This window comes from Sinorhizobium medicae, assembly GCF_007827695.1.
GTDB lineage: Bacteria > Pseudomonadota > Alphaproteobacteria > Rhizobiales > Rhizobiaceae > Sinorhizobium > Sinorhizobium medicae.
Window position 1 is genome coordinate 422,545 of sequence record NZ_VITA01000003.1, and the last position, 13,460, is coordinate 436,004.

At 60.8% G+C, this 13,460-nt stretch carries 14 protein-coding genes and 3 pseudogenes; 9 read left to right on the forward strand and 8 right to left on the reverse strand.

The annotated features are described in order from the left end of the window. Positions 1 to 44: 44 nt before the first annotated feature. The 5 genes from FB009_RS07595 to FB009_RS07615 form a co-directional block, all read right to left on the reverse strand. A complete protein-coding gene (locus FB009_RS07595; RefSeq protein ID WP_145161513.1) occupies positions 45 to 1,283 on the reverse strand; it encodes a CapA family protein in 1,239 nt (412 codons plus the stop codon). Positions 1,284 to 1,375: 92 nt separating this feature from the next. Beyond that, positions 1,376 to 3,049, reverse strand: coding sequence for a dipeptide ABC transporter ATP-binding protein (locus tag FB009_RS07600; protein WP_024312641.1), 1,674 nt, complete (start codon positions 3,047 to 3,049; stop codon positions 1,376 to 1,378). Continuing rightward, a complete protein-coding gene (locus tag FB009_RS07605) occupies positions 3,046 to 3,921 on the reverse strand; it encodes an ABC transporter permease (protein WP_024312640.1) in 876 nt (291 codons plus the stop codon). The genes FB009_RS07600 and FB009_RS07605 overlap by 4 nt, the downstream gene beginning before the upstream one ends. A gap of 26 nt (positions 3,922 to 3,947) precedes the next feature. Beyond that, the gene (locus FB009_RS07610) at positions 3,948 to 4,922 is read right to left on the reverse strand and encodes an ABC transporter permease (RefSeq protein ID WP_011970289.1); all 975 of its coding nucleotides are present in this window, start codon (positions 4,920 to 4,922) and stop codon (positions 3,948 to 3,950) included. A 6-nt stretch (positions 4,923 to 4,928) separates the two neighbouring features. After that, positions 4,929 to 6,533, reverse strand: coding sequence for an ABC transporter substrate-binding protein (locus tag FB009_RS07615; RefSeq protein WP_145161519.1), 1,605 nt, complete (start codon positions 6,531 to 6,533; stop codon positions 4,929 to 4,931). Positions 6,534 to 6,692: 159 nt separating this feature from the next. On the opposite strand from FB009_RS07615, the gene FB009_RS07620 reads away from it, so the two are divergent. Further along, entirely contained in the window at positions 6,693 to 6,911 is a 219-nt protein-coding gene (locus FB009_RS07620) for a helix-turn-helix transcriptional regulator (RefSeq protein ID WP_145161522.1), read from the forward strand. A 57-nt stretch (positions 6,912 to 6,968) separates the two neighbouring features. On the opposite strand, the gene FB009_RS07625 is transcribed toward FB009_RS07620, so the two are convergent. Continuing rightward, on the reverse strand, positions 6,969 to 7,547 hold the full coding sequence (locus FB009_RS07625) for a hypothetical protein (protein ID WP_145161525.1): 579 nt from the start codon (positions 7,545 to 7,547) through the stop codon (positions 6,969 to 6,971). 127 nt (positions 7,548 to 7,674) lie between these two features. On the opposite strand from FB009_RS07625, the gene FB009_RS33100 reads away from it, so the two are divergent. Then, the gene (locus FB009_RS33100; RefSeq protein ID WP_011970293.1) at positions 7,675 to 7,923 is read left to right on the forward strand and encodes a helix-turn-helix transcriptional regulator; all 249 of its coding nucleotides are present in this window, start codon (positions 7,675 to 7,677) and stop codon (positions 7,921 to 7,923) included. A gap of 198 nt (positions 7,924 to 8,121) precedes the next feature. On the opposite strand, the pseudogene FB009_RS33105 reads toward FB009_RS33100, so the two are convergent. Continuing rightward, a pseudogene (locus FB009_RS33105) lies at positions 8,122 to 8,333 on the reverse strand (integrase); the annotation flags it as partial. 256 nt (positions 8,334 to 8,589) lie between these two features. On the opposite strand from FB009_RS33105, the gene FB009_RS07640 reads away from it, so the two are divergent. From FB009_RS07640 to FB009_RS07670, 6 genes and pseudogenes are all read left to right on the forward strand, one after another. After that, positions 8,590 to 8,904 (forward strand): DUF2934 domain-containing protein, encoded by a 315-nt coding sequence (locus tag FB009_RS07640; RefSeq protein WP_127588100.1) that lies wholly within the window; start codon positions 8,590 to 8,592, stop codon positions 8,902 to 8,904. Positions 8,905 to 9,053: 149 nt separating this feature from the next. Beyond that, positions 9,054 to 9,260 carry a cold-shock protein gene (locus FB009_RS07645; protein ID WP_024312651.1) on the forward strand — a complete coding sequence of 69 codons (207 nt, stop codon included), beginning with the start codon at positions 9,054 to 9,056 and terminating at the stop codon, positions 9,258 to 9,260. Between the two features lie 79 nt (positions 9,261 to 9,339). Then, positions 9,340 to 10,097 (forward strand): annotated as a pseudogene (locus FB009_RS07650) (IS5 family transposase); the annotation flags it as partial. Positions 10,098 to 10,517: 420 nt separating this feature from the next. Next, positions 10,518 to 10,949 carry an antitoxin Xre-like helix-turn-helix domain-containing protein gene (locus FB009_RS07660; protein WP_145161531.1) on the forward strand — a complete coding sequence of 144 codons (432 nt, stop codon included), beginning with the start codon at positions 10,518 to 10,520 and terminating at the stop codon, positions 10,947 to 10,949. Beyond that, entirely contained in the window at positions 10,946 to 11,428 is a 483-nt protein-coding gene (locus tag FB009_RS07665; protein ID WP_145161534.1) for an RES family NAD+ phosphorylase, read from the forward strand. Before FB009_RS07660 ends, FB009_RS07665 begins: the two co-directional genes overlap by 4 nt. A 193-nt stretch (positions 11,429 to 11,621) precedes the next feature. Further along, the gene (locus FB009_RS07670) at positions 11,622 to 11,963 is read left to right on the forward strand and encodes a hypothetical protein (protein WP_018210404.1); all 342 of its coding nucleotides are present in this window, start codon (positions 11,622 to 11,624) and stop codon (positions 11,961 to 11,963) included. Between the two features lie 6 nt (positions 11,964 to 11,969). Here FB009_RS07670 and FB009_RS07675 read toward each other — a convergent pair. Further along, a pseudogene (locus FB009_RS07675) lies at positions 11,970 to 12,776 on the reverse strand (integrase); the annotation flags it as partial. Between the two features lie 215 nt (positions 12,777 to 12,991). Here FB009_RS07675 and FB009_RS07685 point away from each other — a divergent pair. Continuing rightward, on the forward strand, positions 12,992 to 13,285 hold the full coding sequence (locus FB009_RS07685) for an HdeA/HdeB family chaperone (protein WP_145161540.1): 294 nt from the start codon (positions 12,992 to 12,994) through the stop codon (positions 13,283 to 13,285). Positions 13,286 to 13,460: the final 175 nt, after the last annotated feature.

Below are 13,460 nucleotides of genomic sequence, written 5' to 3' on the forward strand. Positions count from 1 at the left end.
ACAACCCACAAGAATGGCGGCGCCAGACCCGACCCGCCGGTCCACTATCGCGCTTGCAGCCTGCCGACATTGCCGGAGATTTCTATATGCGCGCCCAGTCGCGCAGATTGCTCCTGAAGCCGGCCAAGGATCCTGACCGCGCTGTCTCCGGTTACAAGCTGTGGAACCAGCCGACGTTCCAACACCCCGTCCTCCAATCCATCGTCGCCCCCGATGACGACGGGATGGAAGCTGATGTCGATGAGGCTGTTGTCGCTGGCAAAGGAGCAAACCCCGACGACACTTTCCCAGACTTCCGCTGCGGTCCAGGTCGACTTCTCCGATCGGACATGGAAGATGAAATTACCCAGGCTGTAGAAGATTGGCCGGCCTCGATAGATTTCGACCGGTTGCAGCACCGGCGCGCCGTGACTGACAAACATGGACGCGCCTGCGTCGATGCATCGTTTGGCCACACCGCTCACCCATTCGGGCAGCTGATACCAGTCGGAAGCCCAGTGATGATGATGGAGATAGGCGATCACCAGTGCCTCGTCCCTGGCTGCAGAGGCGATCGCGGCAAGGTTTCTTGCCATGTCGACCTCATCTATCCTTACACCGCGTCCGTACCGGTCGGACCGTTTGAAGACACAGCGGGCGATAGCGACTTCGGCCTGCGGGTCGAGGCGCGGCGGATCGTCCGGCTGGCTGTCATTGGCGAGGTCGATGGCAGTGTAGCCGATCTTGTCGCGAACCGCTCGGATCTGCTCAAACGCGAGATCGTCGACCTCAAGCACCTGTGAAAGACGAAGCCGGTTCACACCGGGGCGTTCGGGGCGATTTTCGTCCGCGTCGGCGGCATACATGAAATCGGGTCCGGGGCCCCCGTCCATCGCAACGAGGGCAATACGGCGTTGGTTGATCGTGGCGATGCTGGCACGCGAGACTTCCTGCGCGTTGCGGCCGAGACCGGCATGGAAAAAGCCTCGTTTCTCCACCTCCTCCAGCGTCGAAAGCACCCCGGATGGTCCGAGGTCGAAGGCATGATTGTTCGAAAGCGACAGTGCCCGAAAGCCGATGGCGCCAAGTGCATCGAGAACGACCGGGTCGCTGCACCCGAAGAACGATCCCTTGAGGGGCCAACCCCCGTGCGTACCGAGGATCGTTCCCTCGAAGTTGGTGAAAGAAAGATCCGCCTGCCGAAGCAGCGATTGAACGTCCTGAAAGGCGGGCGTGCGGATATCGCGGATATCGTGCTTTATCAGCGATTGGCCCGTGAGCGCCAAAGTGAACCTGTCATTCATATGTCGTCACCTTTTGATGGCAGTGCGTGCCTAAAATTCCAAGAAAGGGGCGTTGACGCTTGCGCGTCGGTGTCCCGACCAGGCAATCGCGCTCAACACGTGAAGCGGCGGGGCCGGGCATCGATGAGGCTGCGCGTGTAGGGATTGCGCGATTGTGAGAAGATGAAGTCGGACGGCCCGAAGTCTTCGACGCGGCCATCCTTGAAGATGTAGAGGGAACTGCAAAGCTGCTGGACGACGGCGAGATCATGGGAAATGAAGATCATCGTCAGGTCGCGCTCGGCGACGGTATCTTTCAGAAGGTCGACGATTTCCGCCTGTACCGACACGTCCAGGGCCGAGGTCGGCTCGTCTGCGACAATGATCTGGGGCCGGGCCAGCAATGTCCGCGCGATGCAGACGCGTTGCTTCTGGCCGCCCGACAATTGATGCGGGTGGCGGGTGAGCAAGCTTCGGGGGAGGCCGAGCCGATCCATCATTGAAGCCAGATCCGCTGGCGCGTCATTGCGACCTGTCGCGGCCGCAAACCGGATGGTTTCGCGCAGCGTCTCGCCGATGGTCATCCTGGGATTGAGCGACACGGCGGGATCCTGGAAGATCATCTGCACGCGGCCGAGAAGACCGCTGCGGCGGCCGCTCTTTGCAACGTCGAATTGCCTCCCGCCGATCGTGATCCTGCCCGACGGCGCGCTGTCCAACCCCGCGATGATGCGGCCAAGCGTCGTCTTTCCGCTTCCACTCTCGCCGACGATCCCGGTGATCGTGCCGCGCCGCAGGTGAATGGTCACGTCGCGCAAGGCGAACTTTGCCTTGCTGCCGGCACGGCTCCAGGGGAAAACGCGCTGGGAGAAATGTTTCGAAACACCCTTGGCGATGAGAAGCATGGTTTCGCGGTCGCCTTCCTCGGTGGCACCGGTTCGGCTCTGCCTGTCATCCGGGTTTGCGGCGGTTGCCGGGATGCGCAGCCTTGGAACCGCGGCAAGCAGCTTTCGCGTGTAGTCGTGGCAAGGATTGTCGAGAATGGCGGCGGTGCGCTCCTGTTCGACCACCTGGCCCTTTCTCATGACCAGGACCCGGTCGGTGATTTCCGAGACGACGCCCATGTCGTGGGTGACGAGGATGATCGACACGCCCGTTTCGTCGACGAGGGTTCGAAGGAGCCCGAGAATCTGCTTTTGAACCGTGGCATCGAGCGCCGATGTCGGCTCATCGGCAATGACGACGTCTGGCGATCCGGCCAGCGCGATGGCGATGACCACCCTTTGCCTTTGACCTCCGGAGAACTGATGCGGGTATTGGCGGTATCGCCGCTGCGGGTCCGGTATTCCAACGCGGGTCAGGAGGTCGAGAGCACGGTGACGCGCCTGGCGTCGCGAAAGAGAACCGTCGATCGCCAGAACCGTTTCCTCCACCTGCATCCCAACGCTCATCAGCGGGTCCAGCGAGGCGGTATGATCCTGAAAGATCGCCGATATCCGCCGCCCCCGGATTGCCTCCCGCGCGCTTGCCGTCATCGCTTCGGTCGACATGCCGTCGAACTCGATCGTTCCGGATGTCCGTTGGAATTCCGGCGCCAGCAAGCCGAGGACGACATTGCCCAGCGTCGACTTTCCGGCGCCCGACTCGCCGATGATGCCGAGGATCTCGCCACGCCCGAGGTCGAAACTGACATCGGCCAGGATTGTCACCGGTCCGGACGCCGAGAGATGGCGAAGTCCGAGGTTCTTCACCCGAAGCAGGGGTGTCTTCAAGGGTTCTTCAATCATGCCGGATGGTTCCTTGGATCGAGACTGCGCCGGACGTCTTCGCCGACGAGATTGATGCTTGCGATCAGGCCGAACAGAGCGAGGCCAGGAAAAAGGCTGATCCAGTACTGGCCGGTCAGCAGATACTGAAAGCCGTTTGCAACCGCGGAGCCGAGCGACGGCTTGTCGATCGGCACGCCAAGCCCGAGAAAGGACAAGGTCGCTTCGAGTGCGACGGCATGACCGACTTCGATCGGAATCAAGGTCACGGCCGGTGCGATGCTGTTTGGCAGCAGGTGGCGAAAGATGATGCGTGCGGTTGGCAGCCGCATCAGTCGGGCGGCGTCGATATAGGACTTGTTCGTCTCGCTTAGCGCCACGCTGCGCGCGATCCGCGCATAGGTTGCCCATTGCGCGATGATCAGGGCCAGAATGATCCGGTCGATACCCGGCCCAAGCGTCACAATGGCGATCAGGGCGATGAGTATGGTCGGCAGGCTGAGCTGAAGGTCGACGAGCCGCATGATCGCGGCGTCGACCCACTTGCCGAAATAGGCGGCACTGACACCGGCGGTAAGCCCGATCAGGGCGGCGATCGCGGCGCTCGTGACCGACACCATGAGGCTGATCCGCAGGCCGTAAAGAATGGTGCTGACGATATCTCTGCCGAGCCCGTCGGTGCCGAGCAGGTAGCGAAAACCGCCGCCGCCCATGGTTCCCGGCGGGGAGGATGCTTCCCATCCATATATCTGCAAGGGATCGTAGGGATTTTGCGGAGCGATCGCCGGTGCCGCAATGGCGAGCAGTATATAGCTGGCCAGCAGGATCTTGGACGCGGTCAAAACCGGTCCAAGAGGAGGCTTTTTCAGCCCCTTTAGAATGTCAGCTTTCATGGCAGGTTTCATGGCAGGTCACCTTATCAAGACAGGCGCACGCGCGGGTCGAGCACGGCGTAGAAGAGGTCGACCAGGGCGTTGAGCGCGACGAATGCGACCGAGATGAAGGTCAGCGTCGCCATCACCACGGGCCGGTCGAGCAGCTGGATGGAATCGATCAACAGCTTGCCGACGCCCGGCCATGCGAAAATCGATTCCACGACCACGGCAAAAGCGAGCATGCCGCCAAATTGCAGGCCGATGATTGTCACGATCGGCACGCTGATGTTTGGAAGCGTGTGGCGAAGCAGGATCCTTCGGGAGGACAGCCCTTTCGCGCGACAAAACCGCGTGAAGTCCAGGTTCTCGACTTCGATCGTGCCCGATCGCGAAAGCCGCGCGATCAAGGCGACGTTCGGTATCGCCAGCGCCAGGGCAGGAAGGACCATGTGCCAGAGCCCGTTCCCGGTCAGAAAACTCCACTCCTGGCCAAGGAACCGCGCCGTCGTGCCGCGGCCGCCGGATGGAAACCAGCCTGTCAGGATGGCGCCGAGCAGGATGAGCATCATGCTCAGCCAGAATGACGGGATACTCAGCGCGAAGACGCTCGATCTGAGGACCGTCCGGTCGAAGATCGTGCCGCTCCGCCGGCCGGCGAGCAGCCCGAGGCCGGTTCCAACCGGCGCCGCGATAAGCATGGCGACGCATGCGAGCTCCAGGGTCGCCGGCAGCTTGCTCATGACCAGCGCGAAGGCCGGCAGATGATAGATATATGAGGTGCCGAAGTTTCCGCGCACGACATTGTTGATGAAAAGCAGGTACTGGCGCCAGATCGGCTGATCGAGGCCGAGCGCGATCGTGGCCTGGCGGATATCCTCCGGCGTGGCGGTTTCGATGTTGACGACATTGAAAACCGGATTGCCGACGCTGTGGACGCCAATGAAGCCGATCAGCGACATGGCGATGAGGAGCAGGAAGGCTTGCGACAGCCTGCCGAGGACAACAGAAATCAGGGGCATGATCGCTTACTCCGTCGCGGCAAGCGTCTGCATCGCCGTGGTCCAGCCGCGGGGATGCATCGCATAGGAGGCAACGCGCGGGCCGTAGCCGACGATGTGATGGAAGTGGTAAAGCGGTATGATCGGCTGATCGGCCATCACGAACTCGGTCGCTTCGGCGAGCGCCTTGTTGCGCTCAGGGCCCTCCTGGATGCTTTCCGCCCTTGCGAGCATCGCGTCGAAAGCCTGGTTGCGATAATGCCCGAAGTTCAAGGCGCCGTTCCCGCTTTCAGGGTCCGGTGAGGCCAGCAGAGCGTGGAGGATGATGTCCACCGCTTCGCCGGAAGCGCCGCCGTACCAGACGGCATAGTCGCCGGCGGCACGCTTTGTATTGAAAACCGAAAACGGCGCCGCCGCCGGCTGCGCCTTTACTCCGATGCGGGCCCAGCTTTGCGCAATCGCCTGAAGGCTCTCGCCGTCGCCGGGATAACGCCCGGCAGGTCCGGCGAGAATGAGGTTGAAACCGTCAGGGAAACCAGCCTTTGCGAGAAGCGCCTTGGCTTCGTCATACTTCGGAGCCTCCGGCTGCAAGGTTTCCGAGGTACCCGGCAAGCCGCCGGGAAAGAGCTGGGCTGCGGCCGTGCCATAGCCCGAGAGGATCTTGTCGACCAGAATTCCGCGATCGGTGGCCATGGCGAGCGCACGACGGACCAAGGCGTCCTTGAACGGATTGGCGATCGGCTCGCCGGACTTATCGGTCACGCCGGGAAGCCTGTCTCGCTCCACGTCGAACTGCAGGAAGTTGATCCGCGCCGCGCCGACGCTGGCTATCCTGGCGCCGCGCTGCTTCAAAGAGGCAACGTCGCGTGCGGGAATAGCATCCGCCAGGTCGACTTCGCCGGTGCTGAGTGCCGCCACGCGGGCAGCCGGGCTTTCGATGACCCGAAACGTTACCTGCGGCCAGCCAGGCCTGCCGCCCCAGTAATCATCGTTCCTGGCGAGCTTCAGCACCTCGCCGGAACTCCAGCTTTCGAATGTATACGGCCCTGTGCCGACCGGAGGGTGGCCGGCCCTGCCGGCATTGAGCTCTTCGGTGGTCTGGAACCCCTGTGCCGGCCGGTTCATCACAAAGATCGACGAGAACGACAGCGGCAGGTTGGGGATATTGCCCTTGGTGTCGATGACGACGGTGAGAGGATCGGGTGCCGAGACCGATTCGATGCCGGTCACATAGGACCGGAAGCCGCCGCTCGGGGATTTGAGGAAATCCCGTATGCGCTCGATCGTGTAGACGACGTCGTCCGCCGTCAAGGGCGAGCCGTCATGGAAGCGGACATTCTCGCGAAGCTTGAACTCCCACTGCCTGTCCGACACCGCGCGCCAGGAGACGGCCAGACCCGGTTTCAGATCGAGACGGTCATCCTGGTAGACGAGACGCTCGTAGATATGGGAGAGCAGCGAGGTGTTTTCGTTGAGATTTGCGTAATGCGGATCGAGCGTCATCAGCTTGTACGATGTCGCGATCCGAAGCTCCTCCTGCGCATGACCAGACCCTGGAAGACCGCTCCAGAAGGTGAGCGAGATCAGCAATGCGGCAAGCCGATGTGAACAAAACCTGCTTTGAATTTGCATTTTGAAGTTCCCTCTTTTTTGAGTTTTTGCCGCAGCCGGCATTGCCGCGGTGGGGCGCGCCCCATTTCGCGTTCAGCCGTCGGCCACAAAGATCCGGATTTCACTTTTGTAGAGTATACTCTGTAGATGAATACGCTACATGGCAGGACCACTCTGGTTATGAAAGTCCGAGAAACCGTTGCACGAAATCTGAGAATTGCCAGGAACGACCGCCAGCTGAGCCAGGAGGAACTGGGGCTGCGGGCGAATGTTCACCGCACCTACATCGGCATGCTGGAGCGTGAAGAATACAATCCCACGATCGAGATGCTGGAGAAGCTTGCGACCGCCCTCAATCTTAAAGTGGTGGATTTCTTCAAAACCGATGCGAACCAATGAACAATCCGGCACCGAAGAACTCTGGCAATCGTCTCCACGCTGTCTTGCGCCATATCCTCAGCCCCCTCGAGATGCTCCGCGCGTTTCGGGCACCGCCGGTCGGTGAAGCCCGCTTCGGTGAAACGACATCTCCGCATCGATCTTCAGCAGGTCGGCGATGACGGCGCGCAGTTGTGGCCACGGATACTCGTCGCTGGTGACGGATGGCTGCCATTTGCTGACGATGGCATGGAGCTTGGCGGTTGCGCCGGCGAGCGAATGTGCCGGCGTCTTCCACAAGGTGTCCGCCACGATGCCCTCGGCGCTCGCCGCACGTCCCTCCGCCTCCACGGCCTCGCTATATCCGATTTCCTTATCGGCGGCCTTCCAGGCTTCGGGTGCGGTGAGCCGCGAGCCGACCGTTGCAAAGAGCTTTGTCTCGAGCCGCTGTTGTTTCACGCATGATTGGACCAGCCGCTCCCGTGCGACGCACCACTCACGCCAGACTTCCAATGCCGGATCGTCATCGCACGCGTCCGGCAGCGCGTCCAACAATCGGGAAGGCTCCGGATCTGAGGTTAAAGAAGCAGCGACAAAGGAATGGAAGTCTCCCCGGGTGACCGCGGGCAAAGTTCTGCTATTGTCGGAATCAGCCATGATCCGAGCTCCCGTAAGCTTGGTTGTGGTTAGGCTGTGTTCGGTGTTGCGAGCACCGGGCACAGCCAATCTGAGTGTTTAACTGCCATATGAACGAAAAAAGTTCAATGAGAAAACTAAAAATCTTATGAGCGAAATAACGGGGGCTCAAATCCGGGCGGCGAGGGCGCTAATTAGATGGACCGCTGAGGACCTAGCAAAGTCTGCTAGCGTAGGTGTGTCGACTATACGACGCGCAGAAGCGGAGGATGGATCTCCATCAATTACGGCTGCAAATCTCAAACTGATCCGGATCGCTCTTGAAGCCGCAGGAATAGAGTTCGTTCGGGACAACGGCGTCGGCGTCGGTGTTTGCTTCAAGAAGCCGGTGCCCTGAGCGGCGGGAAGGGCATTGGCGGAGACACTGCACGCACCGAATTTCCGAGGAGCCGCGCGCGGTTGCTGAGAACGGCGTATCTTGCGGTGGAAACTTGCCAAACCGCCCGGCACACGGTTCCGTTGATTTGAGAGCGGCTTTCGTACCCGCATCATCTTTCTTCGCCGGTGCTGCCTTCCGGCTCTGCCGTTGCCGCTACCGATTGCGTGACTTAACTGCCAGCCTCAGCGCGCCTCAGAGAACGCGCGCTGAAAGCGCCAGTAAGACCGCGCCAGCGGGTGAGGACCGACCGCGAGGTCAGCCGCGGCCGCACGTGCCGGGGGGCGTAGGAACTGGAGGCGATGCGCGACACGCAGTCCGGCCTCGACATCGGCAGGCATTCCATGGACAGGCTCCTCGGACCGTGAGACGGCACCATGGATTCGACGGACGCGGACAGCTTCGCCGATCTTTAGAACCTCCGAAAGCTCAGCGATCTTATTCGCAAGACAAACCAGTTCGAACTCCAACAAGCCGAAGGACGACCTCAGCATTCGCCTGAAGCAAAAGCCAAGCAGGGAAGCGATTGCGAGCATGGGCTATTCGACCTAAATTCACCAGCAGCAGCATGAATCAGGCTTCACAGCCGCCCGCCATCATTTCCCACCTCAACAAGGAGCGTTTGCCATGAAGCCGGACGACGAAGAACTGATCAGGAACCGAGCTTATGAGCTGTGGGAGAGAGCAGGGCGACCGCAGGGCGACGGTCTCAAGTACTGGTTTCAGGCCGCGGAGGAAGTTCAGTCGACATTTGATTGCGTCGGGGTGCTGGAGAATGCTGCAGTTCTTGGCGAAACCGATGAAGCTGGAGGCATCGGCGATGCGAAAAGAACGCCGAAACCGAGGGGGAGGGGGCAGCCAGACAGCGCCGCGCCGCTGAAGAGACGCACGGCTTCCAAATCCAGTGGCGAAAAGAAAGGCAAACCGACTGAGGGCCGTTAGCCGCAAGATGATGAGCCCACCGCCCGTCCCAACTTCCGTTCCGTTAACAATTCAGCTTTCGGTCAAATCCAGAACAATCTATCTCTGCTGAAGCTTAAAGCGAGCCTAGCGGGCAATAGGTCCGCCGGCCGAGATCAAGGGAAGAGACAATGGCGACGGGTACGGTAAAATGGTTCAACGCAACAAAGGGCTTTGGCTTCATTCAGCCGGACGACGGCAGCCCCGATGTTTTCGTACACATCTCTGCAGTGGAGCGCGCCGGCCTGCAGGATCTGAAGGATGGTCAGAAGATTACCTATGAGCTGGTAAAGGATCGTAAGTCCGGCAAGATGTCGGCTGATAATTTACAGGCCTAGGCTGTAGTGACATTTTAACGGTCTGGGGATTCCCATCAGGCGCCAAATCAGATTCAAAGCTGGCTTTTGGAGGTCAGCTTTGGAAGGTGAAGTTCTTCGTGACGATCAGTGGGAGCACATCAGACCGTTCGTGCCGGGCGGGCGCAAGGGTAAGCGCGGCCCGCGCAGCGATGGCCGGCGCTTCGTCGACGCGCTGTTATGGATGGCGCGCTCGGGTGCGCGCTGGCGCGACCTGCCGGAACGGTTCGGTCCCCACCAGACGGCAAAGCGGCGTTATTACCGCTGGATTGAGGCGGGCGTGTTCGACCGACTGTTCGAAGCGGTCGCCGGCGATCCAGACCTGGAATGGATGATGCTTGATGCGACCGTCATTCGCGCGCAAGCGCAAGCGGCCGGGGCACGGCGCAAAAGGGGGGACCTGAAGCCCAGGCTCTCGGTCGCTCCCGCGGCGGCTTCGGCACCAAGCTCCACGCCGTCGTAGACGCGCTCGGCCTGCCGGTCCGTTTCGAGGTCGGGCCCGGTCAGCAGAACGACATGGCGCCAGCTTGTGATCTGGTCGAGGGCCTGCCGGCCGCCCAAGTGATCGCCGATCGCGCCTACGACGCCGATCGCTTGCACGACATCATCCTCGATCAAGGCGGTGAACCCGTCATCCCGCCGCGTCGCCATCGCAAATACCAGCACGGCTACGACAAGGTCGCTTACAAAAACCGCTGGGGCATCGAGGGCTTCTTCGCCAAGCTCAAGCAATGGCGGCGCATCGCCACCCGCTACGACAAACTCGCCGCCCACTTCCTCGGCTTTGTCAAACTCGCAAGCATCATGCTCTGGCTTAAATCATTAAATTGTCACTACAGCCTAGACCTGCTCCCTCGCACGCGACGTTTTGCAATAGCCGAGATTGCTCGGACGTTTTCCATTTGGAAGGATGCCGCGACTGGGAACAGCGCTCGAACGAAAGACCGATGCCATTTGCGGCCGCCACGTGGCGGCCGTTCATGCATCTGGTGGTCGGCAGTGTCGCACCGCGACAGATCGGGAGCGGCGATGGCGATCCCGGTAAACCAGCCGCACAGGTCATCCTCGGGCGGCCGGCGCGGCGATCGGGGAAGCTTCTCGGGCACCGGCCGGGCAAAACCACCCGGCGGACGATTTCTTGCGACGGAGAAGCCTCGGTTGCCGAAACGCGTATGGGATTGCTCTTGCGCAATGCCTCATGTGCGACTATATTTCGCCTCAGGTGAACGGAGATGACCAATGCTAGCTTTTGAGAATGTTGCCGATGTGTTAGGGTTGCCGGCACAGGAAGTGGCAGCGCGTTCTCCGCTGGGACTGATTACGCGCATAGAGGGTGGGTTGCCCGTTGCGGCATTGGAGCGCGTGGTCCACCTTCTGGCTCCAAATGACAGCCAATTCAAGTACCGCCTGGTGCCGAAGGCGACCTATGAACGCCGAAAGGCGACGCTTCGGCTCTCACCGGACGAGGGGATGCGCGTCGCGCGTGTCGCCCGTGTCTGGAATCTGGCACTGGATGTTTGGCAAAGCGAGGAGGAGGCCCGTGACTTCCTGTTTCGGCACCACCCCATGCTCGAGGACAAACGTCCGATTGATGTGGTCATTCAGAGCGAGATCGGCGCCGAACTCGTCCTGGAAACACTCGCAAGCCTGAAATACGGCAGCGCTGCGTGAGCGCTCAGATTCTTGATCGCACGCTGTCCGCATTTCGAATAGGCGACCCAAAAGGGACCTATCCCATATTCAATGCAACCGGCTCAACCATAGCCCCTGGGCGGTGGAACACGCCGGCAAGCCCAATCATCTACAGCAGCGAGCACTACTCAACGGCGGTACTCGAAAAACTGGTGCATGGTAGCGGTCGATTGCCGCCAAACCAGCACTACGTTGAAATCACAATACCGCGCGGCTTAACCTATGAGGTCTTTTCGCCGCCGAGCCTCCTAGGCTGGGACACGATGCCGGCAATAGTGAGTAAGGGATTTGGCGAGCAATGGTGCCTCGAAAGGAGGAGCGCAATCTTGCTGGTCCCCAGTGTTGTCGCCCGGCTCGACCGCAATATTTTGATAAATCCAGCGCATCCGGAGTTCCCTGAAATACAGGTCAGCCTGCATCAGCCGGTTTACTGGGATCGGCGCCTCTTCGGACCGTAACTGTGCGGGCGCGTAGCGGCTGCCCGGCTCAGATGATCATACTAGCCGCTCTACCCTGCTTACGATCGGCGTCGTTGTGGTAGCTCGCCGCCTGCGTACCGACTTGCTTTTGTCGTTTCCGCAGGAACTCTATCCCGATTTTGCCATTCTTATCGATCAGTTCCCTCAAAGAGGAATTCAAGGAGAAGGAATCGTGGAAGCCAGCGACAGGGACCGCGAGCTCATAGCGGTGATGAGACAGTATTTTGCGATGAAGGCCGAGCTCGAGAGCTTGAAGGAACAATTGGAGGCGGCAAGAGAGGCCGCCGGCGAGGCGATCGGCGTCTTCTACGATCCTCGTCAGAACGCCGAGCACGCGGCCGACCTGCAGCGATCTCATCGCCTGAGGGGAGAGATGGCGTGGCTGATGCAGCGTGCTGAAGCCTGGGGCAGGGCAGCATCGGGTACTGACGAGCACGATAGATCGGAGGGGGAACCGGAACCGGAAGAATGGCAGTCGTTCGAGAAGCGAGCCGATGCCCTCTTCCGTGCTTAGTCACGCCTAGACCCAGCCGGACCGCGCGTCCATTCTATCGCTCCGCGTCACCGATTTGTGCAGCGACTGCTGCATTGCCTCTGGCAGCGGGATGCCGCGGTTGGCAGCCTCGGTCAGATACCCCGACCTCAAGCCATGGGCCGAAAACAGCGCAGCATCGAGCCCCGCCTGCTGGCAGCGGCGCTTCAGGATCAGGTTGGCCGATTGCGGCGTCAGCGCCAGCCGGTCGACGTTGCCCACTGATCGATGCGCCGGAACACTGGGCCTTCCTTGATTTGCGCCTCCGCTAGACTAGCCAATGCTTCAGTCACAGGCCGGCCGATCAACAGCACATGTTTGTCGTCGTCGTTCGGATCGACAGACTGGGCAGGCAAGGGAAGGGGAGTCCTTGTCGGACGAATCCGCACGGACCGGCTCCTCGTCGGCGAGATCACCGACGAGGAGCGCCGGCACTTCCGAACGGGGCCGGCCGCCGGAAGCGAAGGCAGTTAAGAGCAGGGCCGGGTCGCGCATCGACCGGCCGAACGCCAGCGCAAGCCTGCAGGAGCTCTCGAAGGATCTCGGCTGTCACTGCGGCGTATACTCTTCCGTAGCCGCGGCCGATTGCTTGCCTTGACTGCCAGCCTCAGCGCACCTTTCAGTGGCGGCGCGCCGAAGGCGCCGGTGAGACCACGCCAGCGGGTCAGGATCGACCAGGAGGTCAGCCGCCGCTGGGCCGTGCCCGGCGTGCGGTCCGTCGGCCCTCAGCAGGCCCTCGGCACGTAATCCGACCTCGACCCCCGCCGGCAAGCCATGGGCCGAATCCTCGGCGCGCGATGCACACACGATCAAACCTGCAATCATTGTTTCCTCATCAGTTCAAGATTGTGCGCGCCTCTTCAATAAGACTGTGTTACTATTATCTGCCTCTAAACTGGATGGCTCCTGTCGCGATCAGTCCTGATCCTGTCATTGTTGCAGTTTGCAAGCGTAAGTCCACACACGCGTAGGCACCTTGCCATGGCCAGGGGCGAGGCTCCTTGGAAGGCATGATACGTCTTGTTTCAATCGCACTCGCAGTTGCTGGTATCGGCTTAGCGTGCCAAGCGCTGGCCGCAGACGTGGACATGTCCAAGCCCACTTGCAAGGAGGTTGGCGACATGCCTGCAGCCAAGACCATTGGCGTGGCCATGTGGGTCAACCGTTATGTCCATGGTAAAGCCGGCAATCCAATGGTGGACGGTGATATGGCGCATGCCAATGCAGAAAAGATAACTGCCTATTGCAAGAGTAACGCTACTACCACGTTGGCGGACGCGATAGAAGCGGTCGCCAAATCGTAGCAGAAGCTGCGAACTTGGCGGTGTAGAGCGACAATCTGGCTGAGATCACGTATTGCCGCACCTAACGATGCTCCCCGATGTTACCACGGTGCCTCATTCATTTTGCTCCCGGGTTAGGGCGAAGGAGGCCGGGCGCGGAGATGGCAGGGTTTCGCAGCGCCTGGCCTCCTTCGCG

What these genes read in the sequence shown, in the direction of transcription:
- FB009_RS07605 (WP_024312640.1), bottom strand. Translation starts at nt 3,921, where the DNA reads ATGAAAGCTGACATTCTAAAGGGGCTGAAAAAGCCTCCTCTTGGACCG.
- FB009_RS07610 (WP_011970289.1), bottom strand. Translation starts at nt 4,922, where the DNA reads ATGCCCCTGATTTCTGTTGTCCTCGGCAGGCTGTCGCAAGCCTTCCTG.
- FB009_RS07645 (WP_024312651.1), top strand. Translation starts at nt 9,054, where the DNA reads ATGGCGACGGGTACGGTAAAATGGTTCAACGCAACAAAGGGCTTTGGC.
- FB009_RS07600 (WP_024312641.1), bottom strand. Translation starts at nt 3,049, where the DNA reads ATGATTGAAGAACCCTTGAAGACACCCCTGCTTCGGGTGAAGAACCTC.
- FB009_RS07595 (WP_145161513.1), bottom strand. Translation starts at nt 1,283, where the DNA reads ATGAATGACAGGTTCACTTTGGCGCTCACGGGCCAATCGCTGATAAAG.
- FB009_RS07640 (WP_127588100.1), top strand. Translation starts at nt 8,590, where the DNA reads ATGAAGCCGGACGACGAAGAACTGATCAGGAACCGAGCTTATGAGCTG.
- FB009_RS07620 (WP_145161522.1), top strand. Translation starts at nt 6,693, where the DNA reads ATGAAAGTCCGAGAAACCGTTGCACGAAATCTGAGAATTGCCAGGAAC.
- FB009_RS07685 (WP_145161540.1), top strand. Translation starts at nt 12,992, where the DNA reads ATGATACGTCTTGTTTCAATCGCACTCGCAGTTGCTGGTATCGGCTTA.
- FB009_RS33100 (WP_011970293.1), top strand. Translation starts at nt 7,675, where the DNA reads ATGAGCGAAATAACGGGGGCTCAAATCCGGGCGGCGAGGGCGCTAATT.
- FB009_RS07625 (WP_145161525.1), bottom strand. Translation starts at nt 7,547, where the DNA reads ATGGCTGATTCCGACAATAGCAGAACTTTGCCCGCGGTCACCCGGGGA.
- FB009_RS07660 (WP_145161531.1), top strand. Translation starts at nt 10,518, where the DNA reads ATGCTAGCTTTTGAGAATGTTGCCGATGTGTTAGGGTTGCCGGCACAG.
- FB009_RS07615 (WP_145161519.1), bottom strand. Translation starts at nt 6,533, where the DNA reads ATGCAAATTCAAAGCAGGTTTTGTTCACATCGGCTTGCCGCATTGCTG.